We start from the raw sequence: 25,052 nt of genomic DNA on the forward strand, positions 1-25,052 counted from the left end.
TCCTACAGAATCTTTTCCCAGTGCTGAATGCGGGCTTCACCCGTTGTTTTAACATACCCATTGCCGAGTAACGCTTGCTCCAACCCCTTAACGGCTGTGTATAGCTCTACGCCTCGGGCGCCCATTTGCCGCGCTTTGAACTCAATACCTGGCTGGTAACGATCAATGGCATTGCCGCCCCAACTAAACGCAAACATCACGTTAAGCCAGGGCAAGACGCCCCGTCGTTTTGGCAAAAGAACGGTGAAGCCATCTTTGACCAGAAACAAAAACGCCCTCTCTTCTTGGAGGGCGTCGTCAATTTCGTCGGCAAATTGGTGATCATTCCGTTGTTGTGTTTTTTGAATGATCGGGAGAAGTTTGTCGCGGTATTGGTGCCAAGGAGCAGAGTAAAACTGGCTCATTACACCTCCGAAAATTTTGGGCGCGACCCATAGGGGAATTCAGGCTGGTTTGGGTACTCACACAACCTTATGCGGTAGTCATTTAGCTGCTTGGCAGTCGCATTACCTTGGTAGGTGGTGCCGCCAAACTCTCGATCATTTTTTATCTGATCGAGGCTGCTTACTACACGTTGCATTTCACTGTCACGCCAAGCGCGCTCTTTGCGCTCGTCCGCCTCTTTAAGCAATAGCGCCTCATCTTCATCACTCCAAGCGCTCTCAATCACTACACCTTCTGGCGCTTCCTCTGGTTTAAGGTGCGTGACTTTCCCGTTTTCATAATACCCAACCAAGGTGTGGGACCTATCACAGTATTTATATTTCCCCATTACGGTTTTCTCTCGTAGTTTTTCACGCTCATATAGCCACTGAGGCCGTTCACTTTTTTCATAATGCGGTCGGTTGAAATGATACTTATGCGGTCGATCTTCGCAGTGTAACTGCCTGATTTGGTGTATATGCTTCCCGTTAGCGTGTGCACGTTGTATGTATAAGGCATGGAGCCTCGAATATCTTCCTCTTCGCGGGTTGATACGCTCGTTTGGATCACCCATGTGCCTGGCGCAATGGTGACGGTGTAAACTCCACCGGTATTGAGCGTGCCCGTGGTGTGTGTTCGACTGACTCCGTCGTTGTCCGTATAGTGAAATCTCACCCTAAACGTTCCGCGGGCATCGCTATAGCTTTTCCCGCCGAAAGATATTCTGATCCCCGATGTGCTTGTGCTCCCAATCGTTGACCACCGCATCCGGTATTCAGTGACTACGTTATCGTTGTTGTACGGGTACAGCCCTATGTGTTGAGTGGTGTTGGTGCTAGAGCTGATACTTTTGTAGAGGGAGTATTCGGCGAGTATTGGCTCACCATCAGGGTATTCCAGCCCTCCTTCCACTTGATACTTCGTGACCAGCTGTACTAACGTTCCGCCGTAGATGGTGGCACCATATATGTCAGTGCCATGTATCTCGCTGCCCTCAATTTTGCTTCCAAACACCGTGCCACTGGCTTCTATATTATCGGTGCGCAACATACCGTCATCGCTTATGTGAGTATGATAACCATCGAAAGGCCCTCCGACACCAAAGGCAGCGCTCCCCCCTCGGATTTTTGCCCCTTCAATAATCGGAGAACTAACAAAAGCCCCTGCTCGCACCTCATCGGCAACAATAGATTGCGACTCTAAGATCTGAATAGTTGCCGACTCGATGACGGCTTCAGGGATAATGACCTGGCCCTGGTCAATAGCGAACAATGGTTGCATTGGTGCGTCGCTGTTTGGGTCAAACACAAAGAACTGACTTGCACTGACAGCGACTTGGCTCGTTCCGTCATCGTCAGCCAAAATGCCAATCCCTGCAGTGATGTCCTCAGCTTGCGCCTTTTGGCTCCACATGCTTTGAAATGCAGACGTGCCCTTTTCGTTGAGCTCCTTCACCAGTTTGGACGCACCCAGTTGTTCACCTATGCGATCGACGACATTCTCGATGTCCTCACTGGTTTTACCTTGAACTCCCAGCCTATCGTTATACGGCCCCGGAATATCCTTAATGTTGACGTGGCGCACCCAGTAATAGAAGGCAGATCCCGCGGCAACGATGTCACCAAAAACCGTCGCTGAAACGGTTGCAATTAACGTCGCTGCGTCAATGTCGTTCGTGCTAGCACGCCAAACTTCGGTATAAGCATGCCCCAAGTAGTCAGGCGCGTCCCAGGTCAGCATGATACTTCCAAAGCCACCCGACACCTGCAGATTCATCGGCGCGCTAGGCATTTGTGATGGCAACTCGACGCCGCCACCATCGTTTGTGTTAGGTGCCGGCGTAACATTGACCCCGCCACCTGCTCGACGCCTCACATTGACCAGCCCAAGCGCATGGAGCTCCCTGACTGTAATCGCCCGATCTAGGCCGCTGCCCCGCTGACCTGTTAGCTTTTCGATGTTTTCATAGAGTGCCTGCTCATTTCTTCCGCCGACGAATCCGCTCTTTGACATTACAGCAACTCCTCAACACTACTTGCCAGCATGATGCGCTCAACGCTCGCTCTACCTGCCACTTCTATCTGCCAACGGCTGGCGCGAACAGGCGGGAGCCGGAAAGGGCGATCGGTAACGCTTCCAGGACTGAGTGATAAAACAGGTTGATTATCAGCAAAGATAGTGACTCTCAGGTCGCCGTAATTATCCGCCCTCACTCTTCCCGCACTCAATGACGCCCCAACGGGCAGCGCGAAAGACTTAGAGCGCCATGTCATTGGTTTGCTATTGCTGCCCGCTCGCCACTCTTGAAGCTCAGAGCCTCTCACAATCATGAGCGCATCCTGGGCGAGATCCACATAGCTCGCATCCCACAGCTCGCTAATCCGCGTGAACGATTTGGATAAGGGATCGTAAATAAATCCGCCCACTTCAGACTGCGCGACATACCAGCCCTCAACGGCAACCGCTTTAATGGTTTCTGGCTTCATTGCTTGCCACTGTTTGCGGTCGATAATTTCCTCGGTAGCGATAGCGGCGCCATCCGAGCTAACCACCACAAGCCCATCAGGTGAGGCATACATCGCCATCCCCGCAACGACCACTAACGATTCAGCGCTAACGCAAGATTGTTCAACGTCCAGCTTGGCGGCTGTCATTGCATCCGGCGTCACGCCTGAGAAAACAAACGGAATCCCTTTTGTAGCTGCCACTAACGATGTACCGACGGGCACAATGGCTTGAATGTCATGCTCTGTCGTAAGCCGGTAGGACGTAGGCCATGCGTAAGGCAAATAGGCCGCTGAAAACATGACTTCATTACCCGCAAAGCCCGCACAGATACCGTTAGCCATGGTACAAAGTCCCTGCATGTTCTCCGGCGGCGCATCATAGTCCCACGTTTCAACAACGGCGCTATTGAGCTCTTTTTCTGTATCTTGATATTCGCTTGTCGCTATCGGCAGCTCTGCAACCAACATGTATTCGCCCACACCTGCCGCGGTTACCGAGCGATAAAGGCGCGTGTGGGTAATATTGTGTGTATTCGTTGATGGCTGAGATAACTGCACCGTTACAGTCGAGCCAGGCCTTTCAATCAGCACGGAGTTAGACGGGTCACCGGGCGCGCTCTCTTCACCAAACCGCGTGACATAGGTCTGGATATAGACCCGATCCTCGTCGTCAATCATTGCCGGTTCGCCATCCGGCGGCGAATCACCGGTTGATCCATCAACATCTGTTACCGTTGGCGGAAGCGCTGGCCTGGGCACGCCAAGGTCATAACTTGCTGCGGGGCCAAAGCCTGACCCGTCAATGGCAATATCTTGCGCCGTCACTTTCGGCTTTCCATCACCGGTAAAGTAAACGCGCTGCCACTCGTCTTGGGAAAGGGGGCTATCAATCGCGCTTACCCTGGCATCGCTCCATAGCAGCCACGCGCCGTCGTACTTGTGCAAACGCTTCGCGCTGTATGGCAAATCTAGCGCAAAACGATTATCGAGCATGGGAGCAATCACGCCACGCTCAAACTCACAATCACTTGCCAATGTCGCTGCTTCGTTAGGCAATAAGTGGTCTTTGAGGCGGGGCACTTCGCCGCGCATCATTTGAATGTCAATTAGCATGAAGGGCTCTTTATAAAGCGTGAAAGAATAAGGAATGGGCGCTCTGGTTGAGCCCCTACAGGATGTCGCCAACCTGTCGGTATTGCAGAGAAGAGATGATATTGCGCGAGGCGACCAGCATATCCTCGGGGATGTCCTCTTTCATGAAGTCGCTGACTTGCTCTATCACGCGCCGCTTCTCTTCATTTGGCAAGCCTTTAGGCGAAAACGCCTCTGGAAACTCGACGGGGCATGTATTGATACTGAATGGGTAATCGTACATGCCTTCGTCTAACAGCATTTTGCAAAAATCCACAAAGCCGTGGCTATTTAAGGAGGAATGCGTGTAGTGAATGTCTGTCGTCACCCCTTTTTCGGCGCAGATTTTAGCGTTGGCCAGTATCCTTTTGGTGCTTGCGCCGATACGGATTTTCTCATTCAGTGCCGCATCACCATCGACAGAAAAGCACACTGAGAATTTTTTGTGGTTAGGGAGGATCATGTCCTGGAAGACGGGGTGCGTTTTGACGTTATACATGCCATTCGTCAAGAAAGACACGATGCCAGGCTTTTGCAGCAGCATGAGTGTTAACTCATAAATGTTTTCATATATAAACGGCTCCCCGCCATATACTACCCACTGCTTGGGTGAAAACTTTCTTGCGATAGCCATCGGATCGAGAAGCTCCCCCTCCACGGGGATAACCCTCTCAGGGAATACCTCAGTGTGCTTATCGCTAAACGTTGAGTCGCACGTCTCGCAGGCAAGATTACAGCGATTACCTGTAAACAAGTACACCTGACTAGGCTGGGCTCTCATCACGCCTGTTGCTTCGTTATAGTCCTTTAAGTTAAACGGGTGCGAATACTGCTCACCACCTGCGCCGTTTTCATCAATGCAATCTTTGCACTCTTGCGGCAGCGTCTCATAAGCAAACATGTTTTTGCGCAATTGCCTCATGTACTCGCCATTCCACCAACGTCTCGTATCTGCCTGCACCGGCTTCGCGTGACGCGAGCAACAGGGCCTAAACCCTTCAGGCTTATGTGAATAGCTCGTAAATGGTGCGGTGCATAATGGTCGATTCATAGAAAGGGCCTTATACAATTGATGGTGCTTTTGAACAGATCTACGTTTCCCTTGATGATGTCCAGGAACCCTTGGCTTACTCCCTCGGTGCGTTGTGCATACTCGTAATATCGCTCATACGGGATCTGTAAACCGTAGTAATCCAGCTTGTTTTCCGTGTATGGCTTTATCCTTGCGGCGAAGTGGATAATATCCGCGCCCAGCAACTCGCGATGAAGATCCACAAGGTGCTGCGTTTCGAGCAAATCAGCAACGCGCATTTCAGGCACACAGTTATACGTCCTCGGCATTCGCGCATAAGGGATAGCTAAAGAGTTGAGGTAGTCTTGATCGGGCAATAGATAGCGATCCAGCTCTAGGCCAAAGCCGTCAACAAAGCTCTGAACGGGGCATTTTTGCAAGTCTAGGAGTAGAACGCCGCTATTGAAGTATTCGGGGTTAAGCTCGAATCGTCGCTGCTCTTCTTGGGGGTATCGGTGCTTATAAATGCTTTTATCGTAATACTTGCAGTGGTTTTCCGAAGCCGCCGCGAGCCAGTTACCCTTGATATTGACGTGTTCAAGCTCGGAAAGATCGCCTTGAATGATTGTGTCACAGTCAATGTAAAGCACGCGGTCAAACCCGTTTGCTTTCAACCAGTCAAACGCCGCCAGCCTCAGCACCATCCCTTTCATCTCAACATCAGAAAACTCGGTGACATTTTGCCAAGCAGGCTCTTCAATTTTGATGTGATCGACAGGCAAGTCATCGTAACTAAACAGCAAGTGCTCATAGGGAACGCCCGCCTCTATCTGACTTTGCCGAGATACATAGTAAGGATCTAAGTACTCTTTGTTCACACACTGCACTATATACATACAATCCTCTTATTAACTTTTCTGTACTTCATGAGGATGCGCCGATACCTCGGATTAGTGCACCGGCAGGGCTCACTGATGATGCGCTTTAACGCATCCAATAAAGGCTCATTGAGTGTTTTCAGGTGCCGCTCTTTTATCAGCAGGCGCAGGAGCGAGCCATCGAACTCCCTGACGTCAAACTTGCCAAAGTAGTCGTAGTAAACGTGATCCTCTGCCTGGTTGGTAAAGTCCTGGCACACCTCCAAGCACTCAAGCATGATTGATGTGCGCACAATGTGGCAGCTCACATTGACCTGCGTAATATCAAAGTCCTTTGTCTCCAAACCCCAACCGCGCAGCAATGCAATATTCTGGGTAAACCACACATCCGCCCGCGCAATATTGCTGGGATAGAAATTACGACAAAGAAAGTCGTCATCATCCATCACATGGACATACTCAGTTTTGACACGCCTAACGCCCTCCAACCTGGCTTTTGATTGACCTACCCCTCCGGTATTTATGAGTGTTATTCGCGGATCGCGTGTCAGTGACGATAAATCGAGGTCAGGGTTATCACAGCAAACAATGACGTTGTTTAATTGGGGCAGGACGCACTCAAGCTGCTTTTTAATATAGCGATACGTTATCGTCGTGATGACGCCAGTAATGCTCGAGGTATTCATCAATATCTTCTTTGTAGTGATCCATTCTGATCACGCCGGACTTAGCAGAATTTAACCAGGTATCCATCTGGTCAATGTTGTCGTAAAGCGCGCAATACGTACCAGGGCGACGCAAATACAGCCGAGTGACTTCTTTGCCGAGATACTTGGCAATAAGCCCCAGCTCACTGCTATCGGCGGCATGAACACGGGTTGACTTACTCACAACGTCAACGCCAGAAAAATGCCCCTCTATGATCTCAATCCGCTCTTTACACAGCGATATATCGAGCCGGCACGTGATGGGGTGTAGCTTGCACTTTGCTCCCCGCTTGGCGAGCACCTTTAAAACCGTTGGGTCGATTTCTTGCATCAGGTTAGAGCCAGGCATAATGATCACTTCACCAACACTGCCTGGATAGTCAAGCTGGAGATACTTGGGCTTTAAGCACAACTCAACGTGTCGCGTTTTATTCGCGATAGACTCAATTAGGTGGGTATTGAAATCGTTTGACGTGGTGCTGATATACAACATCTCGTTAAAGATTGGCGTGTGTACAAACTCATCCCTACTACCTTCATATGACAAATCGTACTGGCTTTTTCGGCCACCATTGCGTGCTTGAAAGTAATCGACAGCTTTCTGAAAGCCAGAGGGATAGTTGCTCCCTACCACGCCTGTTCTATCTAACAGCCCTGATGCCGAGTCGATCAGATTGAACGCATTATTCATCATGCGAGAAGCTAGCGTGTAGATTGATGATTGGTAGTCCGACCTCGACGCGTCAAGCTCTTTAGCTTGTCGTTAATTTGCCGATCGATGTTTGTCGTATGCTCAACTACATTAAGGGCCACACTCTCCACCAACTCGTAAAGCCGATCGACCTTCTTTTCAAGCTCAGCTATTTTTTCTTTATCCGTTGCCATATTGATTCGTCACTCTGCTTGTTTCCCAAGATGTACTCTTGAGCGTGGATTTGCTTGTGGTAAATTCGGTGCTTCGGGAGTCTTCTGTAGATGTCACGTAACTCGTCGCTCTTTGCGTGACATGGCTAGTGCCTCGCGATGTGCTTCGAGACGTCGCCCACACGGTATTCCAGCCCGTCCAGTAAGATGTCCAGCGACTGGTTGATATTGGTCGGCTACCGCCCGCCGTATAGTACGTGCGGCGACCCGTTTGCCTCGATGTGCTCCTAGATGTGCTCCAGGATGTGCCATACGAGGTGCCATAACTGGTGGTAAAGTCAGTTGATTTGCTTGTTGTCTTACTGGTTCCCCAAGCCGTTATTTTCGACGTCAGTTTGTCCGTCATGTACTCGGTGTTTTGGCTCGTGGTGTAGCGCGTGGTTACGTCATTTTCCCACACTGGCACGCCATCAATTTGTAACACCTGGACTTGTTGGCCATTAAAAGTGACGTTACCAACGGTTACTCCGTTTAAGCTAAGGTTCCGCGTATCCGCCACAACCTACCCCGTTACGATGTTTAGAGTGGTGCCGTCAAATTCAATTTTTACGCCGCCGCACTTTGTGGCAGTCGCTGGCTTAACAGAGTCGGCCACCTCTGTTTTGCCCAACGCGCCTATTTCCGTCAGCGTGGGCCATCGCGTGGCCGTTTCCGGCTTACTGCCAATCATGCTCCAGATTGTTGGGTAAGAGGCTGGTTTACCTGTCACTTGATTAAAGCTGGGCACCCACGTATCAGGGCGTGCGCCAACCTCGCTGGCCGTATGGCTATGCCCCGTCTCTGACTTGCCGTCAAGTTCGGCACGAAGACCGGTGATGTTTGAAATCGCGTGGGCGTGTGTGGCGTCTCTGATAGACAAGGAGAGAGTGACATTAGCACTGCCATCAATGGTTACTGAGCCTTGCGCATCGCCATCGACGGCAATGACTCTAGGTGTGGCCCATTTGCTCGCACTCACCGCATTGCTGCCGGCTGGCAATGCCCCGACATCCACAGCAGACAAAGTCACAACGCCTTTCTTGCCATTAACCGAGGTAACTGACTCGGTATTATCAATTTTGTAATACGTGTCTAGCTCGGCGGAATAGACAATACTGTCACCTACCCCGTAATCAACGCCATCAATGACACCAGGGACAACAACTTTCCAAAAGCAGGCACGCTTGGTGCCCTCTTCGTCTTCATAAGGAGCGGGAGCGACACCACTCGATAAATTAACCGCCCCCATCTCTAGCAGCGCACCTGTCATCGCCGCTGCGGACGACTCTGCACGTTTTGCCGCACTATTAGCGTCATCTGCGCTCGTTGCTGCCGCATTCGCCCGACTCGCAGCAAGATCTGCCTGCTCTGTTGCAATACCTGCTTGCTCTGTTGCTACCAGGGCGTTTTGTGCTGATGCCGCTGCCTCACTCTGGGCATTATTCTCGCTGAGACTGGCCGCATTCTTATGACCTAGAGCGCCTTGCTCGCTCGCCTTCGCTGCTAACTCGCTCTTTTTGGCGTTGCCTTCACTGACGCCTGCCGCGTTTTTATGCTCTAGCGCCTTTTCTGCATGTGACGCTGCCATCAATTCACTCTGGCTTGCTTCTGATGCGGCGTTGCCTGATGCGATTGCATTATCTTCGCTTGCCTGTTCGTGTAGCGCTGCGGCCTCTTCGCTAGCTTTGGCCTTAGACTCACTCTCTGACCCAGCCTGTGCGCTTATTGCGGCAGCATTTGCGTGAGCGGCCGACTCGTCGCGATATACTTTCGCGCTCCCTGCATACTGCTCAACACTGCTATGCAACACCTGAATCTGTCCGCGAGCTTCAACTGCGGTATCGGCGGCATCGATAGCCTGCGTAACCGACTCTGGCAGCAAGGGAACAGCCATCGACATTAACGCTTCAAGGTCATAGGCACCCGTCATGGACTGCGTGACAGTACACTCGCCCACAAAATAGACGTCAGTGCTTTTCGCCACTTGGGCGTACACCTCGTACTCACCCGATTTTAATGTGAAGTCATAACCACCATGCTCATCGGTTCGGGTAACGGCTGCTGCCCCATTCAAGCTCTCCCCGGCGTTGCGTGTTGAGTAAAACTCAATGATGGCCAGAGGTAGTGGCACGCCCTCTGCATCCGTCAATATGCCTTTTACGTTAATCATTCGCCGTTCCTATTGCTGCTTTATCTGCTGGCGAGCACGCACGTCAATGTTTGACTTGCCTTTTAAAAGCAATTCAAACGAACGCAGGTGAAGATTGGCACGAGACACGCTGGACTCACTATTCGCGTTCTTCGAATAAGCACGATAAAGCATGTAATCAAACAGCATCGGCTCGTAGGTTGCTTGAATAGACAAGGTGTCGTCTATTGACGACGCACGAACTTGCTTGGCGTAGTCGATCTCTGCCTTGGCGTCAGCATCAGGCGCGGGGAACAGCCAAAAGCTGGTATCTTCGTTGTCATACTTCGTCCAGTTGGAAGGCGTGTCTGTCATATTGCGCCAATCTGGGTAAAGTCGGTCAAGCTCAGACATTGCAATGTACTGAACGCCAATCCCATCGACCTGGTTAACGCTGAGAATGGTGTAGGCATCTTCTGGTAGGCTGACCCGACTTTGTCCCGTTACCACATCGACTTCGACGGTAGTCCGTGTCGCTTCCGGCTTCACGAACAAAATAGCGCTAACAGCGTCATTGAGGTTGCTAAGGTGCTCATCCGCCGACCAATATACGAAACCGTCATCGATAAGCTCTTTGGCGACGCGGTTGATAATGTCTGACACTTGAATCATTAGAAGAAGCTCCGCTTACGCGTGGGGCGAGTGGTTTGGGGTTGGGTTTCTAAACGCCAGCGCGCCGCGTGACGCGTCTGCTCGATAAACTCTCGCTCGTAATACCCGTGCAGATCGCCATTCATCAAGTTGGGTTGGCCATAAAGCCATGATGCCGCCCCCGCACAAACACCATATACCCAATCATCCAGAAGTTTTGCGGGCAGCTCTTTTGCATTGGGTGCCGGCTCCACGGCGCAACGGATCGAGACATTACGTAGGTCACGCAAAAAGTAAATATCGTCCATTTCAATGTGGGTAAAGTCTTGCCCTGCAACGAGCTCGACACCATCAATGGAGACTTCACTCTTATCCGATGCCTTTAGGTTGCCGCCACTCTTGCGATTGACCCGACTGCCAGATACCGCCTTAATGGTCTGCCCTGCGTAGACTTGGTAAATCGTCCGCTCGGTAAACACCACCCCCGTCTTGCGACAAAAGCGGATCGCACTTTTTATGATCGCGTCTTTCATCTGCATCGGGAGTGGCGTTGAAACCATTTGGCGTAGCGTAGGAAGGAAGTCGTCAACGGGGACGGTGCGCATTACTCGCCCTCGCTCGCTCGGATGGCGTCACGAACACGTTTTTTGTACGCGTCTACTTTTTCTTGTGGCCCCTTAGCGACATCTAAGTCATGCGACTCGACCAAGGTTGCCACTTGCGCCCCATTCAGCTTGTTCAAGTCGATTTCTTCACCGCCAAGGGTGACGACCATGCACGCTTCGGCCTCTGCCTTTTTGCGTGCCTCTTCGGCTTTGGCTTCCGCTTCTTTGCGCGCTTGCTCTTTTTCTTCACGCGCTTTGAGCACATCGTCAATCTGATCCGCTTCAACAAACACTTTGTCGAAACGCAGCAATACCGCGGCGACTTCTTCTGACACTTCGATCGGTTTGTTTTGGGGGAATACTTGGCGCGAGCCGGTGATGGTATCGCGCTTAAACTCTTTGGGGCCTACGTAGGCAATTGCGATTTTCATTGGTGTACCTGCTTATCTGAAACAAAACAAAAAGGGGCGCGATTGCGCCCCAGGTTTGATTTAGTAGCCGATCACTCGGTACTCGGGATTGACTTGCAGCGTACCCGTCGCTTCACCGCCTTTGATTTCCACCTTCAAAACACGCTTTTCGTCGTTGTAGGTAGGCGGGACAACCAAGGCTTCGTCGGTCTTGCTTGATACATCCACATCAGCGGCAAGCACATCATCACCCGACTTGATATCAATCTTGACTGACGCGCCAAGACCATCGGTATGAACACGGAAGCCGGTGAGCGACAAGCCAATCGGCAGTTCCACCATTTCCACCACATCGCCAATGGCGGCTGCTTTGAGTGACGCTTGGGTCAGCGCCATTGATACATTGCCATGCGCGCCAACGTAGATGCGGTCGTGCATGCTCGGTGCTTTAATCGTTGCCATGAGATAAACCTCTTAGATAAGAATTAGGCAGAAGGGCGCGGCGTTAGGCCGCATCCCGATTAGTAGCCAGTTGACACCGCGGTATCGAGCGCGATCACGCCGTGGTCATTGAGGCGACCAGTCTTGTCCGCGAAGCGCACTTTTTTCAGGCCGTTCATCCAACCGATTGTGACCTCATCACGGTTACCCGCGTCGGTTTTCTCGGTGTGAATCGAGAACTGGCTGCCGTTTTTGGTTTTACCCCATGCATCAGCCAGTGCTTGCGCACCAATCAGCATGGCGCGATCGATGGTGGTGCCCGCTTCAACTTGCTGGGTCGTCGCTTTGTTGTCGTTTTTCGACACATCGACGGTTGAGCCAGGGTTAAAGCGGATTGGCATACCCTTGTACTGACGCACCAAGATATTGCCGTGCATGACACATTCACCGCGGAACACTTGGTGATCGAAGCTGCCACGGCGCTTCATCGCGTTTGCCATCAGCTGCTGCCAGTCCTTGTATGTGGATGTGCGCTTAAAGTCGTGCCATTGGCGAGGCGTGACGTTCAGGATAAAGAAAGGCTCATCACCCGCCAGCTTGTCGTCTTTGAAACGAATGGGCTGGAGCGGATGCGCCATCTCATCGATGAACAATGAGATATTGCCCACCGTTTCCATGCCAAACACGTCAGCCTGGTCAAGCTGCTCAAAGCCGGTTGCATCACCACCAAAGAAGTGGCGATCGTAAGTTGGCGGCATGACGGGGTTAACCAGCATGTCACCAAAGTCTTCGTGATTGTCGAGCGGCACGATGATGTCATCTTGGATGTAGTCGCCGCGTGCGCCCGCCATATGCACGGTGGCTAGCTGGTCTTTCACATCGTTGAAGTAGGTGCCAAGCAGCGTGCGCGCTGTGCTCATCAAGTTGTGGCCAGTACGCTGCTGGCTCATCTTGCCGCCGGCATCGACTTGGTGACGGCCCTGGTTGATTGACAGCTCAAAGTCAGTGAAGTCGAGGCTTTCACCGTTGCCCGCAATGCGCTTGTCACCCATTGTTGGGCGTTTAGACAGCTTGTGAACAATCTGCATGTCCACGGTGTCGCCCGCTGTCTTGGTCAAGTCATTCACGGTGACAATTGGCGCACCGGGGGATGACTGCTTATTGCCTTTCTTGTCGCCTTGCGCCTTTTGTGGCGCGGCGTCGGTGAGCATGTTGGTCATGCTTCGGTTGCGGTTTGCCGCGGTAAATAGCGCGACTTCCTGCAAGCGTTTCGCTTGCGCTTTGGTAATCGTGGTCATGTTATAAAACCCTCAAACAAAAACACCCGCCTCGATGGGCGGGTGCTCGATGCCGTCTACACGACGGATTTAAACTTGAGAGAGAAGCTCTTCGATCTGGTCTTCGGTCATCCCAGACATTAAGCCGTACAGCTCACTTTCGTCAGCGTTGGCGACCTTGTCCATGATAGAGCCGCTTTGACTGCTCGTAGAGCCCGCTTCACTCGGTGATGGGGGTAGCGAATTACTTGCGTCAGATTCTGCCTTGTCTGCCTTGGCTTTTGCGCTATCCGCATAGTGCGCCTTGGTCAGTCGGGCTACCTCCGCAAATCGCTCATCAATGGACTTCTCAGCCCATGCAGGATCAGCACGCAGCTTGTCATCAAACTCAATCGCCTTTTGCCACTGTTCGCCGCGTTCGTTTGACCACTTTGCCAAGTCGGGATGTTTGGCAATGGCTTCCCCAACGACGTCTCGCTCGGATGCCGGATCGTTTTCGGCTGGCTTCGTTTCTGGTGCGCTTTGAGTTTGCTGACTCACAGCTTCGACTTTGGCAAATAGACCGCGAATGGCTTGGCCAATCTCGGGATAATCTTCTGCTAGTGTATCGAGCTGCTGCTCTGATATTTTGAAGTTCTCGGGTAAGTCGTCGGGCTCGACGCCAAGTTTTTCAAGCTGCTTGTTTCGCACCTCCAGCAAGCGCTGAGATTGCTCCCATTCGCTTTGCTTTTTCTGCATCGCTTCAAGCTGCTCTTTGAGTTGTTGCTTTTCAGTGCGCTCACGCTCCAAAACGTCATAAGGAATAACGTGCTCGCCATCTTTGGTCGCAACGCCCTTTGGCTTGTCGTCGCCCTCAGTTGCTGCACTGTCACTTTCGGCTGCGGATGCCGAGTCCGCGTTATCGGCGTTATCCGAATCTGACGGTGTTTCGCTATCAGTGCTTGATTGCTCAGCTTTCGCCGCTGGCTGCTCGGATGCGCTATTGTCATCGTCTGCTAGCTCAGCGTCGTCGAACTGCTCCATCATCGCTTCTAGCTCTTCAACTGTTTCGTTACCGGTTACTTCAAACATTTGCCTCTCCTGTGTGTAGACGTGTCGCTGTCTGTGCGGTTAAGCACTCTCGTGAAAGCGCTTAGCGACACATACAAAAAAGCCCCGGCAAGTGCCGAGGCGAAAAATATAAAGATAGGGACTGCTCTGGAATAGCCAGAGCGAATAGGTGAGCAAGCATTACAAGAAGTTAAATGTCGCTCTATGGAGTAAGTGCGCAGCGGGGGCTGCAGCACGAGCACAATAGACTAGATTGCCATGCACAATAAACCCAGAAGCACTAAAAACAAGGCATTTTGGGAGCAAGCTCGAACTTTGCTTACCCACTAACGAAAAAGCCCCACCGGTTAAGGTGAGGCTTTGGCAATATGGGGATAATCTATCGCAACCGATTTTAATAGGCAACAGTCTCAACGCGAGGCTTCACAAGTAGGAGTAGGTATCAATATGAGCAAAGCACTAGAATACATGGAAACCGCAATGGGCAAAGCCAATGAGTTGCGTTATTTTGTCGCGTTATCGACATTCACGCTGATGTTAGACGCAGTGCTAGTTTACACCCAAAATACTTCGATACTCGCTGTGAATTGGGACTATCTCACTTCCTCCGTTACGCAGGGCTCTGCCCTTGTTTTTCTGTGTTGCTTCAGCCTATTTATGGTCTTTGTCATACCGCCATTAATGAGCTTTATTAGGTTTATTGCTATCGAGACGGGTGCTTCTAGCTTTTTCGATAAACTGATAGTCCATCGCGAAGAAAAAAGAAGTTACCTGTATCCTATATCCCTGTCTCAGTATGCCTTAAAAAACAACAATGAAGTTGCATATAAAATGGCCTTAGAACAAACCGCTGAAAATCACGAAGCGCTCAGAATGGAAAAATACAGTTTTGCTTTTTTATTAGTTTCTGTATGTAGTCTTCTTGTATCAACTGAAAGCACCCCAACTATCATGGGTCTGGCGACTGACGTAGACCTAAGTGCTGGTCTTTTCTCATCGGATAATGCAAAGCTGTTAATCATGTATATTGTTTATCCTTCTTTATTTTGGATTGGTGTTTTACGTGGTTGTGGTTTCGTCATAAACCATGCCAATCGCCGCATATATGCACCTGATATATACAATGAAGTACACCCAAAGCCGAAAACATATCTAGATAGCTAGCGACTCGATCTGCTGGCTAAGCAGCGACTCATACTCCGCTTTGGCTTGATTCATTTCTTGCGCTAGCCGCTCCATCTCTTTGATGATTTTGCCGGTCTCTGCTTGTGTTTTCGCGTTTGAGTAGCGTTTGCTATCCGCGTCGGCTTCATCCTTACTCGCGCCGGCTCTGACTTTCTCGACCTCACTTTCAAGCTTAGCAACTTTGGCGGCCATCTCGCGCATGGCCAGCTCTTTCTGTTGCTGCTGCTCGGCTTGTTGCTGCTGATAAGCCTCTTGCTCTTCTTCTGTCATGTCCTCTGGGTCTTTGGGAACTTGCATCGCATTACGCACCCGCTCCATGAACTCCGACTTATTCGGGATATCAGATAGCTCAGCAACAAGATCAATCACTGCCGCTTGCACTTGCGGTGGTAGCTGCGCGGTAAGCTGCATCATGCGATCAGCCAGCTGCGATTTGTATGCGGTGGTTTGCTGGATTGGCGCCAGGGTGATGTGAGCACGTAACCGCGTCACGTCGTTTGTTAATCCACCCGCTTCGGTCTCCTGGTTAATCACGATGTTTTTGCGCTTGTGCTTATCTTCTTTGTGCAGCGTGACTTTCTTGTTGCGCTGCTTCTTCATGTCCTCAATGAGGTAGCCCAAGAGCAATTCACCAACGAGCTGACACCCATATCGGTAGTTATCGTTAATCTCCGCCAACGTGGTTGCGCCCTGCTCCACCAGGTTAGCAATGGCCACACCAGAATCAGCTCCACCCTCTTGACCAAGAAACGCGGAATAAATGCCCATCGTATCCTGGATCAACTTCATTGACTCTTGCATCACTTGGAACTGCTGGTTCGCGATGTTGAAGTCTTGCTCTACCTTTAACGCTTCACTGATTGTCTTCTTGTTGCGACGGTCAGGGTTGAGCGGGATATAACCGTCCGGCCGCTCTACTTCCTCAATCAGCTGATCGCGGCTTAGGTTCGTGGCGTCATTGTCAGCAATAATGCGCTTCGCTTGCAGTAACCATGTCAGCTTAATACGACGGAAATTAACCTCGTCTTGTGCCGGTATGGCACGCGCAATCAAGCCATAGGGCTCGTTGGTCGAGTCTTTCCGGTAACCGAAAAACGGTACAATCGGAAACATGCCGTTCGGCGCGTCACAATCACGCTCGCCCAGTTTGTGGGGTCCAGCAAACCACGTTTCGATAATGCGTGATACCTGCGTCATCTCGACCTGCACTTTACCCATGCCTACTGCGGTGGCATGCATGGTGTTGTTCTTGTCGTACTCAATCACGCGACCGTTGCTCAGGCGAATTATCGGCTTGCGCTCAATCTTGCGGAAATAGACGATTTGTAGTTTTAGGCGCTTGCGGTCAGAGCTCAGGTATTCTGCTTCGCGGCGACTCCAGCTCTGGTATTCTTCCCATGCTGACACTAGCCCGGCCTCGTGGCCTTCGATGTTGTCTACGTCAACAAAGCCCTTCCACTCGTTGACGGCATGGTCGATGACTTCCGCTTTATTCGGCACCAATGACTTGAGTTCATCGGCATCAATCCAGCGTTCACGCATCACCCAGCGACAATCTGACCAGTCAGGCTCGACGGATAGCCAATCCCAGTGAACTTCATCCCGCGGCACATTCTTGATTTTGTATCGCGGCCCAAACGCATTGGGGTTGCGATAGACTTCGACGAATCCGATACCACATTTGATTTGGCCGGCATACGCATCCGAGCGTGCTTTATCTAACCGACCAAGGCGACACACATCGGCAAACTGCGCATTGATAGCTTCGGCAAGCTGCTCGGTCTCATCATCGGGGTCATCTGCCATCACCAACAGGTCAGTGCGAGTTTTGGCTTCCATCCCCAACACGCCGTCTACCGTTGGCGCGATTAAGTTGTGCATGGTCTCCGGCTGTCCACGCTCACGCAGCACTTCAACAATTTTGGGATGGAGCTGATCACCGTCGTAGTAGGCACACGCCTTGTTCGCATTGCTTCGCCAATTCGGCTGGCCGTCAATGTCAGCCATGATGCTCATTAGCGTTTCAGTATCAATTGAGCTCTTATTCAGTTTCATCGCGTCATCCAGTGTCTGTGTTCACGCTGCGTTTCTTGCTTCTTCACGCGCTTCGGCATGCGCACTCGCATTTCTTGCGCAATCATGTAACTCATAAGCTGATCATCGAAGCAGCCTTCCTGTGCGTTCATGCTGCCCCGCTTGTCGTAGACGAACGTATGCGCTTCGCTGACGGTGCCAATCCAGCGCATGCCTGATTGCCCATTTTTGAGTAGCACTTTGATGCCTTCGGTGAGTATCGGCTTGCTGTGCCGCGTAGTGAGCCAACCGAGCTTGACGGTTTCGTCTTCATCTTCGCGGTCGATGTACTGCTCTGCGTAAATGCGCGATCCGGGGTAAATGTCTTTGAGCTTAAGGATAAAGGCGTGGCCATGATTGTTACGCTCGGGACCAACGTAGGCTTGGTTGTACCAACGCCCGATGTGCGCAGTGAGCTCTGCGAGAAATTCCACGTCGATATGTCCAAACCAATGCAATACCTGCTCACCATTGGATTGCTTAACAACGTCGATGCTAGAGCGGTCACCATGCTCTAAGCCTTCAGCGATATCGACGCCTATTGCATATTCTTCGTCCTCGTCTGGCAGCTCCCAAACTAGCGTCATATTCGCCAAGCTGCGCTGCCCTTGTTCGTCTAGTCGCTCTGGCTTACTCACTTTATGACGTTCGCCGGTAACCGGGTCCATGTCATAGACAATCAGTGGCGCTTTGCATCGAGACTCAGCGCGCATCACATCTTGCGCATCAAACACACGACGGCCAGACACAAGAAACGCTTCAATTGGCGTACTAGGAAACTCTTGCTTCATTTCCGCGCCCTGCTCGGCCTCTTTGAGCACGTACCACTGCCGCTGCTCGTCATCGATTGTGCAGCCCATCACTTCCTCAATCGCTTCAAAGTATTCGCGCTGGGCTTTACTCATCGTCACGCCACTGGCAGGAACAGGACTGCGATACTTGGGATCTTGCCACCATGCAAAGAAGTGAAATTTCCAATCGAGATTGCTTAGCGCTTGCCCAGACTTGTCCATTTCCATCGAGCGCATGGTCATGCCATAGAAATCGCCGCCAACGCCTTCTGCTGTGGACTCAATGAATGCCACGCAGCCCTCATGGATTGCGTTGAGCGTACCAGTGCGCACTTCCTTAGCTTTCTGCGGGTACTTGGCGCACACCTTGCCGTATTCTGAAACGTGCAAACGCTGGACTGTACCCGAGCGGAACGATGTAGCGACTTGCAGACTCGAGCCGTGCTCAAAGAGAATGTAACCACCATGGGCACCTGAGCGACGGCTTTTCACTTTAAGACGAGATTTGAGCCAACTCGGCAAGTTGTCGAACGGGATCTCTATCTTGGTACGGAAAATTTCGCCCGCTGCCTGTTGATCCTGCGCGATAATCCCGCATTTCATGTTCTTATTGAAAAGCGCTTCGTCTAGCAAATAGATATCAATCGCCGTCGAGAAACCAAGCTGACGGGCTTTTAGGATGATATTGAGCCAGTGCATGAGCTCAAATAGCAAACGCTGAGCGGGACGCAGTTTAAATGTGACCAGCTCGCCGCGCTCATTCTCCACTTTGTAGAGGTTGTCCATCCGCCACCACTTGTCACTCAGTAGACGCTGGATTTCATCGAGCTCTTGCTCTTCGGCTACATCAGTCATTTCGACATCAACCCGCCAGTACCATCACCTTGCAGGTCATCCAGCATCTGACTAATCGGCGTATCGTCTGCTTGTCCCTCTTTGGCCATGCGATCCGCTTCAAGCGTGAGTTTGCGCGTCGCGCTTCTCAGTCTGTTTGTGTCAGCAACAATCTTGTCTTTGTTCACTGAGTCAATGCCGAGGCTGCTGAGCGTGCGCGTCATCGATTCGATGCGACCTGTTAGTGTATCGAGCTGTGTATTTACTCGAGTAAACGACTCATACAGCGCAATGCGCTCATCAAGCGAGCTCGCGTTCTCCATGTCGGTGTGGATTTTTCCAAGGTACTCAATGCCACTCTGCAACCGCGCCCTGGTCAGCATCAGCTCATCATTGAGCGTCGCTATCTGCGACAAATCGAACATGTGCTGCTTTTGCTCGGGGAAGTACCGCGCATAGATGCCGCCTTTTCGTGCTACCTGATTGCCTTCCTCAAACGCATTCACCGGCACGTTTGTATTACCAGCGTTGCCAGCTGAAACAGAATGCCCAGGCTTAAACCGTCCGCTCTCATCACGCTCAGACTCAGCCATGTGCGGTTTTTCGGGCGTTTTTGCGGGGGCGGATGGTTTATTGGATTTGTCTTTAGAAACATTTTTGCGCGTTTTCTTTTGCGCAGTTGATTTGCGCACTGGCTGCGCAGTTTGAGAGTGCGCAGTCTTTTTCTGCGCAGTTTTGCGCACTTTGATATAACGTCTAGCACTCGAGTAATTAAGCCCTTTTGCTTCACACCACTCTTTAGCGCCAGTGCCGTATTTAGCATGGTCATGCTCGAATTGAGCTTGTAACGCTTTCCAATCCTGCGTTGCCATTACTACTTATAACTCCGTACTTAACTCACCCTCTACGACCCAGTCACCTAACTTGGGACGATGCGAGGCTTTGATGCTGATAGTGCTGCCGTTTGATAGCTCAACGTGTGCTGATTTACCGTTCCAGCCAATTACCAACACAATGACTCCTGTATTCATGGCTTCTCGCTTAATCAGCATGTGATGTGTGATGAACATAATCGGACGCTCTCTCCCGTAAGAGCGCCCTGTTATGCGCATTACTCGTTATTAGTTAGTCAGTGCCCATCCTCGCGTTGCTTTCGCCACTCTAGGTATTCATCAGCCTGAGCTGCGCACTGACTCAAGGCTGACTTCAGATAAGGGATTTCTTTTGCGGTTTCGGCAGGCGTGTTGCCTGTGAGCTGTGGCTTGTGGCAAGGAACAATTAGGCCGGCTGGCGGTAAGATGTATTGAGTATCAACGACGGTTTCAGTACGGCTCGTGCAGCCGCTTAGTGACAGCATAAGGCCAAGGCTGAGACAGACAGCTTTTATCAGCCATGGCCGCTTCCATCGCTTTAATGTCATTGCGTAGCTTCTCCTGTGCTTGATTGGATTTCTGTTGGCGCTTGGTGAGTAGCGTTGTCATGTACTCGCGCTCTGAGCTGTATTGCGTGATGATGTTCTGCCGAGCTTGGCTTGTGGCTTTTGCATTGCGCAGTTCGGCAGCTAGTGTGTCATTGCGCGCAGATAGCGTGTCTATGCGCAGCCATAGAAACCCCACGACCGCCACGGCAGCTACAGAGGTGATCAGCGTTGTCTTACTCGGTATCAGCATTCGCTTTAATCCGTTCGATGATTTCTTTGTCGAGTGGAAGCTGTCCCAACCTAGCCAGAGCATCATTGATAGAGAGCTGCCCCAGGCACAGCTGCGACACAATCTCTCTTCGCGTGACGATGCCGCGGCAATTCCATTTGGCTATACGGCAGTCTCTTGGCTTACCGTCGATAGTGACAAAGCGCCACCGCGGCATTTCCATGCATGCTTCTGGATATTGGCCAGCTAGCAGGTACTGATACAACGTTGAGCGTTGAAATGCGCCGGTACCAATGTTGTATGCCATATCGAGTGAGGCCAGGTGGACGTTCGCGGGGAGCTGCTGAGGAATGTCTTCGAGTGGGGTGTTGTGCTTTTGGAGTGACTGGCCAAACATCTTATCGCATTCGGCTTTTGTGAAGTGGTCGCCTTGCTCAATGCCAAGAGTTTCACCGTAGCAAGCTGTCCATACTCCGCCGCTATCTTGGTAAGCGACTTGCCGGTATCCCTCGAACCCTCCGGTCAACGCGACAGCCCCCACAAGCAGTGCTTTCGTGGGCTTATTGAAACGCATAAGTTAACCTTTAGTCTCTGTCTCGCTCGAGGATGATGCCTTTCTCACGGGCAATCTTACGCATTTCGCGCTTGTGCCACTGGTTACTAATAAACATGGCTAAGCCAATAATGATGGATGAGAGGAAGTACCACTGCTCTAGCGATAGGCCACCGATTACCATACCAAGAGCACTAAAAAAGTAGGTGAGGTACCCTGTCACTTTGTCGAATAGGTCGTTCATAATCTGTCCCGATCAGGCATAAAAAAAGCCCCGACCGGGTTAAGGTCGAGGCTTTGGCATTATGGGTTCACAATACCGCAGAGCCTGTCATTGTTCAATATTTGCGTCGCTAGCCTCAGTCGGCTCCCTTTGGCATATACCCCTCCATAAAAAACTGTGATCAAAATTGCATTTTAAGCACATAAATGGTTTTCCACTGCGTCATAGATCAATATCTGATCACTTTTGTATTCCTGTTGTCCCACTAAAAAAATACATTAACAATACACATTGACAGGGAACGATGATGAGACCTCAAAAGCTCACTGCCGTTGGGGCTGGAAGCACCTATACACTGGGGGTGACCAATAGCTTGGTTGCTGGAAAAGAGGTATTTTCGCTCAGCAAAATCACCTTTTATGATATTGATGAACAAAGACAAGCCTCGAATGCCAAAGCGACGGAGAGCTTGCTGCGCGAGGCTTATCCTGAGATCGAAGAGTTTGTTTATACCACGGATAAAGAAACGGCATTCTCAGATGCAGGTTTTTTCTTTATCCAGCTCCCCTCTGGTGACCTCGCCACGCGGAAGCATGATGAGCAGGTACCATTGTTTTACAGTTGCGTGGAGCAAGAAACGGGCGGCATGGCGTATGGGCTACTCTCGATAGATGACATGCTCACCCTAGTAAAGGACATCCGTCACTTCGCCCCGGATTCCTGGATTTTAAACTATACCAACTCAGCAGCCATTGTGGCTGAAGCCTTGCAGCGCGAATTTCCTCATGACAATCGCATTCTAGGCACCCGTGATATGCCTACCGCCATAATGGTGAGGTATGCACAACTACTCGGATTCGAAATCTGGGACTTGGTGCCGGAATACTTAGGGCTGAATCACTTTCAGTGGTCTACTGAGGTCCGAAACCGGGAAGTGGTAAACCTCACCGCTGAGGCTAAACGCATAATTCTGAGGAAAAGTTCAGCGCTGTTGATACATAGGTTGCTGATTAGGGTGGAGTCAGCTCCCCAATCGTTCTATGAATATAAAATCAGTTTCGCAGAGGTTAGAGTATGAATTTTCCGATTAATCAAGATATGACTAATAGTAAAATCAACATCGATTTTTACATTAAAGTTTTTAATACATTTTTTTTGGTTTTTTTTATTGCACTAAGCCTACCAGCGTACTCTCAGGATATTAAAATTCGCAATATAGATGGAAGCAAAGAAAAATTGGCATTTGATATTCTTAGCCTCGCTCTAAAAAAAACCCGCCCAGATGTGACTTTCTCACCGTCTAATGAATCATTTAATGAAGCACGTTTAATTGAGGAGGTTATATCTAGGAATATTGACATTATCTGGGCAGGTGCATCACCAGAAAAAGAAATGAAAATGTTACCAATAAGAATTCCGATTCTTAAAGGTTTACTGGGACATCGCATATTTATAATACGTAACGAGGACAAGGAAAGGTTCTCTTCTATTAAGACAATGAACGAATTAAAATCATTTACTGCAGGACAAGGGAGGTTTTGGGGGGACACTAAAGTTTTAAAATCTGCAGGCATACCTGTCATTTCAACTATCAAGTACGAAAATTTATTCTATATGTTGGAGGGAGGTCGGTTTGATTACTTCCCCAGGGCTATTCATGAACCTTGGGTTGAAGTTGATTCTCGACCTGAATTAGATCTCGCAATCGATAACAATGTTCTTATTATATACCCTTTTCCGCTTTACTTTTTTGTCAATAAAAGCAACCAAGACTTACACGATGATATTTATTCTGGACTTGAAATAGCAATAAAAGATGGGAGCTTTGATAAGCTTTTCTTTAATCATCCAATGATAAAAGACGCATTGGAAAAATCGAGATTAAAAGACAGAGTGATCTTTAGGCTTGATAATCCTCACTTGCATGATAAAACTCCGTTTGACAGGAAGGAGTTTTGGCTTGATATTTCTGAATTATAACAACCATTAATTAAACACCTAGGAGGGGATATGAAATCAATCAAGTATAAGTCTATGGCTCTTGTATCAACGGTTATGATTTTTGTTATGACAGCGGTTTGTCTTAAAACATATTACTTAGCTAGAGACTACCTAGACCAATCTTTGACTGAACAAGTAAAAGAGACAACAAAAACATTAGGCATTGTTCTAAAAGAACCGGTTTTCTCATATGATAGAAGCCTGATCGAAAATATCATCGATTCTTATGTCTCATACCCACATATACAAGATATTAAAGTTTCTGATCATCGCGGAAAATTGCTGGCTAAGTCAAGCAAGCAGAGCGAGTTGCCTGATAGGTTAATCGAAAACAAAAGAGTCGATATTTTCTGGGGTGAGAATAAAAGGGTTGGTAGTTTGAATGTGAACTACCGACTAGATGCTAATGACTCTTTACTACAAGCCCTTTCAGTGGCATTACTCTTTTTGGGAGTAACAGCCTTGGTTTTTTTATTAATGACAAATTGGTATGTTTTATCAAAATTTGTAGTAAAGCCGGTTGAAAAAGTTGCCGATGCTTTACATGAGATAGCGCAAGGCGGGGGGGATTTGACTAAACGCCTTAATATAGGTTCTGAAGATGAAATTGGACGTTTAGCTAAAAGCTTTGATGTTTTCGTTGATAACTTGCAATCTCTAATAGAAAGAATTTCAAAATCTTCCGATTCATTAATGAAGTACACTGTGGAAATAAAGAGCATCACTAATAAAAATTCAATGTCGATGCGTAGTCAATCAAACGATGTAGAGCAAATAGCAACTGCGCTGAGTGAGACAAGCAGCACGGCAAACGAAGTATCAGATAGTGCTGTTCGGACGGCAGAAAAGACATCTCAGTGCAGTGAGTTGGCTAATTCAAGCAGCCTTGTTGTTGATAGTGCAGTTTCTAATGTCAAAGAATTGGGGTTACAAATAGAAGCCACATCTTGTCGGGTGAAAGAGTTAAGAGTAAAAATTGACCAAATAAGTACGGTATTAGATGTCATAAAGGAAATAGCCGAGCAAACAAATCTGTTGGCGTTGAATGCGGCGATAGAGGCAGCAAGAGCCGGTGAGCAAGGTAGAGGTTTTGCTGTTGTTGCAGATGAAGTCAGGGGGTTAGCTCAGCGAACTCAAGACTCGACAAAAGAAATAGAACAAATTATTAATGAGTTACAAAGCTCATCTTTTGAAGCTAGTGAACAAATGGATAAAACCAGCGAAAAGCTTTCTGCTGCGCTAGAAGCGTCAAATAATACATCACACGCACTTTCTGATATTATTAGCCATGTGACAGTGATCACTGATATGAATACTCAAATAGCTACAGCCACTGAAGAACAAAACTCGGTAGTGGCAGATATGAGCGAAAAAGTAGAAATTATAAATTCGACAACTCAAGAAGCAGCTGAGAGTGCATCATATATAGATAAAGCGACCCAAGAAATAGACAGTTTGAGCTTAGAAATAAGAAAGGGTTTAGGTAAATTTACAGTGAAATAGGCATACTTTCTGCGTAGGACATTCCGGACAACTAAAAGTTTTGATAGTTTTGAGCTCATATGTGGCATAGCTCCTATCTTGACACCTGGAACTATTTATACGTAAAATAATTTACGG

General features: G+C 49.6%; 27 protein-coding genes. 4 read left to right on the top strand and 23 right to left on the bottom strand.

The features are described from left to right. Positions 1-2: 2 nt before the first annotated feature. From WN56_RS13630 to WN56_RS13705, 16 genes are all read right to left on the bottom strand, one after another. Entirely contained in the window at positions 3-404 is a 402-nt protein-coding gene (locus WN56_RS13630; protein ID WP_046075529.1) for a hypothetical protein, read from the bottom strand. Continuing rightward, a complete protein-coding gene (locus WN56_RS13635) occupies positions 404-772 on the bottom strand; it encodes a hypothetical protein (RefSeq protein WP_046075530.1) in 369 nt (122 codons plus the stop codon). Before WN56_RS13635 ends, WN56_RS13630 begins: the two co-directional genes overlap by 1 nt. Then, positions 772-2,436, bottom strand: coding sequence for a DUF1983 domain-containing protein (locus WN56_RS16620; protein ID WP_052708096.1), 1,665 nt, complete (start codon positions 2,434-2,436; stop codon positions 772-774). The genes WN56_RS13635 and WN56_RS16620 overlap by 1 nt, the downstream gene beginning before the upstream one ends. Next, the gene (locus tag WN56_RS13645; RefSeq protein WP_046075531.1) at positions 2,436-4,043 is read right to left on the bottom strand and encodes a hypothetical protein; all 1,608 of its coding nucleotides are present in this window, start codon (positions 4,041-4,043) and stop codon (positions 2,436-2,438) included. The genes WN56_RS16620 and WN56_RS13645 overlap by 1 nt, the downstream gene beginning before the upstream one ends. A gap of 55 nt (positions 4,044-4,098) precedes the next feature. Further along, positions 4,099-4,983 carry a radical SAM protein gene (locus WN56_RS13650; protein ID WP_046075532.1) on the bottom strand — a complete coding sequence of 295 codons (885 nt, stop codon included), beginning with the start codon at positions 4,981-4,983 and terminating at the stop codon, positions 4,099-4,101. A gap of 125 nt (positions 4,984-5,108) precedes the next feature. Beyond that, the gene (locus tag WN56_RS13655; RefSeq protein ID WP_046075533.1) at positions 5,109-5,969 is read right to left on the bottom strand and encodes a glycosyltransferase; all 861 of its coding nucleotides are present in this window, start codon (positions 5,967-5,969) and stop codon (positions 5,109-5,111) included. Then, complete coding sequence (locus WN56_RS13660; RefSeq protein ID WP_046075534.1) at positions 5,960-6,637, bottom strand: glycosyltransferase family A protein; 678 nt, start codon at positions 6,635-6,637, stop codon at positions 5,960-5,962. Before WN56_RS13660 ends, WN56_RS13655 begins: the two co-directional genes overlap by 10 nt. Continuing rightward, entirely contained in the window at positions 6,582-7,352 is a 771-nt protein-coding gene (locus WN56_RS13665; RefSeq protein ID WP_046075535.1) for a hypothetical protein, read from the bottom strand. Before WN56_RS13665 ends, WN56_RS13660 begins: the two co-directional genes overlap by 56 nt. An 8-nt stretch (positions 7,353-7,360) precedes the next feature. Continuing rightward, positions 7,361-7,543 (bottom strand): hypothetical protein, encoded by a 183-nt coding sequence (locus WN56_RS13670; RefSeq protein WP_046075536.1) that lies wholly within the window; start codon positions 7,541-7,543, stop codon positions 7,361-7,363. A gap of 541 nt (positions 7,544-8,084) precedes the next feature. Next, positions 8,085-9,731 carry a hypothetical protein gene (locus WN56_RS13675; RefSeq protein ID WP_046075537.1) on the bottom strand — a complete coding sequence of 549 codons (1,647 nt, stop codon included), beginning with the start codon at positions 9,729-9,731 and terminating at the stop codon, positions 8,085-8,087. 9 nt (positions 9,732-9,740) lie between these two features. Next, positions 9,741-10,361 (bottom strand): DUF6682 family protein, encoded by a 621-nt coding sequence (locus tag WN56_RS13680; protein WP_046075538.1) that lies wholly within the window; start codon positions 10,359-10,361, stop codon positions 9,741-9,743. Continuing rightward, positions 10,361-10,945 (bottom strand): hypothetical protein, encoded by a 585-nt coding sequence (locus tag WN56_RS13685; protein ID WP_046075539.1) that lies wholly within the window; start codon positions 10,943-10,945, stop codon positions 10,361-10,363. The genes WN56_RS13680 and WN56_RS13685 overlap by 1 nt, the downstream gene beginning before the upstream one ends. Then, entirely contained in the window at positions 10,945-11,376 is a 432-nt protein-coding gene (locus WN56_RS13690; RefSeq protein ID WP_046075540.1) for a hypothetical protein, read from the bottom strand. The genes WN56_RS13685 and WN56_RS13690 overlap by 1 nt, the downstream gene beginning before the upstream one ends. 60 nt (positions 11,377-11,436) lie before the next feature. Further along, positions 11,437-11,817, bottom strand: a complete 381-nt coding sequence (locus WN56_RS13695; RefSeq protein WP_046075541.1) for a hypothetical protein — start codon at positions 11,815-11,817, stop codon at positions 11,437-11,439. 59 nt (positions 11,818-11,876) lie between these two features. Beyond that, complete coding sequence (locus WN56_RS13700; protein ID WP_046075542.1) at positions 11,877-13,094, bottom strand: N4-gp56 family major capsid protein; 1,218 nt, start codon at positions 13,092-13,094, stop codon at positions 11,877-11,879. A gap of 69 nt (positions 13,095-13,163) precedes the next feature. Next, on the bottom strand, positions 13,164-14,144 hold the full coding sequence (locus WN56_RS13705; RefSeq protein WP_046075543.1) for a hypothetical protein: 981 nt from the start codon (positions 14,142-14,144) through the stop codon (positions 13,164-13,166). Between the two features lie 426 nt (positions 14,145-14,570). On the opposite strand from WN56_RS13705, the gene WN56_RS13710 reads away from it, so the two are divergent. Next, positions 14,571-15,287: a hypothetical protein gene (locus tag WN56_RS13710; protein ID WP_046075544.1), complete on the top strand. Its 717-nt coding sequence runs from the start codon at positions 14,571-14,573 to the stop codon at positions 15,285-15,287. Here the strand turns inward: WN56_RS13710 and WN56_RS13715 are convergent. From WN56_RS13715 to WN56_RS13750, 7 genes are all read right to left on the bottom strand, one after another. Further along, on the bottom strand, positions 15,276-17,363 hold the full coding sequence (locus WN56_RS13715; RefSeq protein ID WP_046075545.1) for a hypothetical protein: 2,088 nt from the start codon (positions 17,361-17,363) through the stop codon (positions 15,276-15,278). The genes WN56_RS13710 and WN56_RS13715 overlap by 12 nt on opposite strands. Continuing rightward, positions 17,360-19,027 carry a terminase gene (locus WN56_RS13720; RefSeq protein ID WP_046075546.1) on the bottom strand — a complete coding sequence of 556 codons (1,668 nt, stop codon included), beginning with the start codon at positions 19,025-19,027 and terminating at the stop codon, positions 17,360-17,362. The genes WN56_RS13715 and WN56_RS13720 overlap by 4 nt, the downstream gene beginning before the upstream one ends. Then, positions 19,024-19,878, bottom strand: a complete 855-nt coding sequence (locus tag WN56_RS13725) for a hypothetical protein (protein WP_046075547.1) — start codon at positions 19,876-19,878, stop codon at positions 19,024-19,026. Before WN56_RS13725 ends, WN56_RS13720 begins: the two co-directional genes overlap by 4 nt. 6 nt (positions 19,879-19,884) lie before the next feature. Further along, a complete protein-coding gene (locus WN56_RS13730; RefSeq protein WP_197075785.1) occupies positions 19,885-20,037 on the bottom strand; it encodes a hypothetical protein in 153 nt (50 codons plus the stop codon). Between the two features lie 291 nt (positions 20,038-20,328). Beyond that, positions 20,329-20,676 carry a DUF2570 domain-containing protein gene (locus WN56_RS13740; protein ID WP_046075550.1) on the bottom strand — a complete coding sequence of 116 codons (348 nt, stop codon included), beginning with the start codon at positions 20,674-20,676 and terminating at the stop codon, positions 20,329-20,331. Beyond that, entirely contained in the window at positions 20,660-21,229 is a 570-nt protein-coding gene (locus WN56_RS13745) for a lysozyme (protein WP_046075551.1), read from the bottom strand. Before WN56_RS13745 ends, WN56_RS13740 begins: the two co-directional genes overlap by 17 nt. A gap of 10 nt (positions 21,230-21,239) precedes the next feature. Continuing rightward, a complete protein-coding gene (locus WN56_RS13750) occupies positions 21,240-21,452 on the bottom strand; it encodes an HP1 family phage holin (protein ID WP_052708097.1) in 213 nt (70 codons plus the stop codon). Positions 21,453-21,735: 283 nt separating this feature from the next. Here WN56_RS13750 and WN56_RS13755 point away from each other — a divergent pair, with 283 nt between their 5' ends. Genes WN56_RS13755 through WN56_RS13765 form a run of 3 tightly spaced genes read left to right on the top strand, consistent with a single transcriptional unit; the run spans position 21,736 to position 24,935 of the window. Next, entirely contained in the window at positions 21,736-22,509 is a 774-nt protein-coding gene (locus WN56_RS13755; protein WP_231637455.1) for a hypothetical protein, read from the top strand. Then, positions 22,506-23,411 carry a transporter substrate-binding domain-containing protein gene (locus WN56_RS13760; protein WP_197075764.1) on the top strand — a complete coding sequence of 302 codons (906 nt, stop codon included), beginning with the start codon at positions 22,506-22,508 and terminating at the stop codon, positions 23,409-23,411. Before WN56_RS13755 ends, WN56_RS13760 begins: the two co-directional genes overlap by 4 nt. 30 nt (positions 23,412-23,441) lie before the next feature. Next, on the top strand, positions 23,442-24,935 hold the full coding sequence (locus WN56_RS13765; RefSeq protein ID WP_046075553.1) for a methyl-accepting chemotaxis protein: 1,494 nt from the start codon (positions 23,442-23,444) through the stop codon (positions 24,933-24,935). Positions 24,936-25,052 lie beyond the last annotated feature (117 nt).

This window comes from Salinivibrio sp. KP-1 (genome assembly GCF_000968645.1).
Taxonomy (GTDB): Bacteria; Pseudomonadota; Gammaproteobacteria; order Enterobacterales; family Vibrionaceae; genus Salinivibrio; species Salinivibrio siamensis.

Coding starts and splice junctions, on each gene's coding strand:
- WN56_RS13630 (WP_046075529.1), bottom strand. CDS start 404: ATGAGCCAGTTTTACTCTGCTCCTTGGCACCAATACCGCGACAAACTT.
- WN56_RS13635 (WP_046075530.1), bottom strand. CDS start 772: ATGGGGAAATATAAATACTGTGATAGGTCCCACACCTTGGTTGGGTAT.
- WN56_RS16620 (WP_052708096.1), bottom strand. CDS start 2,436: ATGTCAAAGAGCGGATTCGTCGGCGGAAGAAATGAGCAGGCACTCTAT.
- WN56_RS13645 (WP_046075531.1), bottom strand. CDS start 4,043: ATGCTAATTGACATTCAAATGATGCGCGGCGAAGTGCCCCGCCTCAAA.
- WN56_RS13650 (WP_046075532.1), bottom strand. CDS start 4,983: ATGAGGCAATTGCGCAAAAACATGTTTGCTTATGAGACGCTGCCGCAA.
- WN56_RS13655 (WP_046075533.1), bottom strand. CDS start 5,969: ATGTATATAGTGCAGTGTGTGAACAAAGAGTACTTAGATCCTTACTAT.
- WN56_RS13660 (WP_046075534.1), bottom strand. CDS start 6,637: ATGAATACCTCGAGCATTACTGGCGTCATCACGACGATAACGTATCGC.
- WN56_RS13665 (WP_046075535.1), bottom strand. CDS start 7,352: ATGATGAATAATGCGTTCAATCTGATCGACTCGGCATCAGGGCTGTTA.
- WN56_RS13670 (WP_046075536.1), bottom strand. CDS start 7,543: ATGGCAACGGATAAAGAAAAAATAGCTGAGCTTGAAAAGAAGGTCGAT.
- WN56_RS13675 (WP_046075537.1), bottom strand. CDS start 9,731: ATGATTAACGTAAAAGGCATATTGACGGATGCAGAGGGCGTGCCACTA.
- WN56_RS13680 (WP_046075538.1), bottom strand. CDS start 10,361: ATGATTCAAGTGTCAGACATTATCAACCGCGTCGCCAAAGAGCTTATC.
- WN56_RS13685 (WP_046075539.1), bottom strand. CDS start 10,945: ATGCGCACCGTCCCCGTTGACGACTTCCTTCCTACGCTACGCCAAATG.
- WN56_RS13690 (WP_046075540.1), bottom strand. CDS start 11,376: ATGAAAATCGCAATTGCCTACGTAGGCCCCAAAGAGTTTAAGCGCGAT.
- WN56_RS13695 (WP_046075541.1), bottom strand. CDS start 11,817: ATGGCAACGATTAAAGCACCGAGCATGCACGACCGCATCTACGTTGGC.
- WN56_RS13700 (WP_046075542.1), bottom strand. CDS start 13,094: ATGACCACGATTACCAAAGCGCAAGCGAAACGCTTGCAGGAAGTCGCG.
- WN56_RS13705 (WP_046075543.1), bottom strand. CDS start 14,144: ATGTTTGAAGTAACCGGTAACGAAACAGTTGAAGAGCTAGAAGCGATG.
- WN56_RS13710 (WP_046075544.1), top strand. CDS start 14,571: ATGAGCAAAGCACTAGAATACATGGAAACCGCAATGGGCAAAGCCAAT.
- WN56_RS13715 (WP_046075545.1), bottom strand. CDS start 17,363: ATGAAACTGAATAAGAGCTCAATTGATACTGAAACGCTAATGAGCATC.
- WN56_RS13720 (WP_046075546.1), bottom strand. CDS start 19,027: ATGACTGATGTAGCCGAAGAGCAAGAGCTCGATGAAATCCAGCGTCTA.
- WN56_RS13725 (WP_046075547.1), bottom strand. CDS start 19,878: ATGGCAACGCAGGATTGGAAAGCGTTACAAGCTCAATTCGAGCATGAC.
- WN56_RS13730 (WP_197075785.1), bottom strand. CDS start 20,037: ATGAATACAGGAGTCATTGTGTTGGTAATTGGCTGGAACGGTAAATCA.
- WN56_RS13740 (WP_046075550.1), bottom strand. CDS start 20,676: ATGCTGATACCGAGTAAGACAACGCTGATCACCTCTGTAGCTGCCGTG.
- WN56_RS13745 (WP_046075551.1), bottom strand. CDS start 21,229: ATGCGTTTCAATAAGCCCACGAAAGCACTGCTTGTGGGGGCTGTCGCG.
- WN56_RS13750 (WP_052708097.1), bottom strand. CDS start 21,452: ATGAACGACCTATTCGACAAAGTGACAGGGTACCTCACCTACTTTTTT.
- WN56_RS13755 (WP_231637455.1), top strand. CDS start 21,736: ATGATGAGACCTCAAAAGCTCACTGCCGTTGGGGCTGGAAGCACCTAT.
- WN56_RS13760 (WP_197075764.1), top strand. CDS start 22,506: ATGAATTTTCCGATTAATCAAGATATGACTAATAGTAAAATCAACATC.
- WN56_RS13765 (WP_046075553.1), top strand. CDS start 23,442: ATGAAATCAATCAAGTATAAGTCTATGGCTCTTGTATCAACGGTTATG.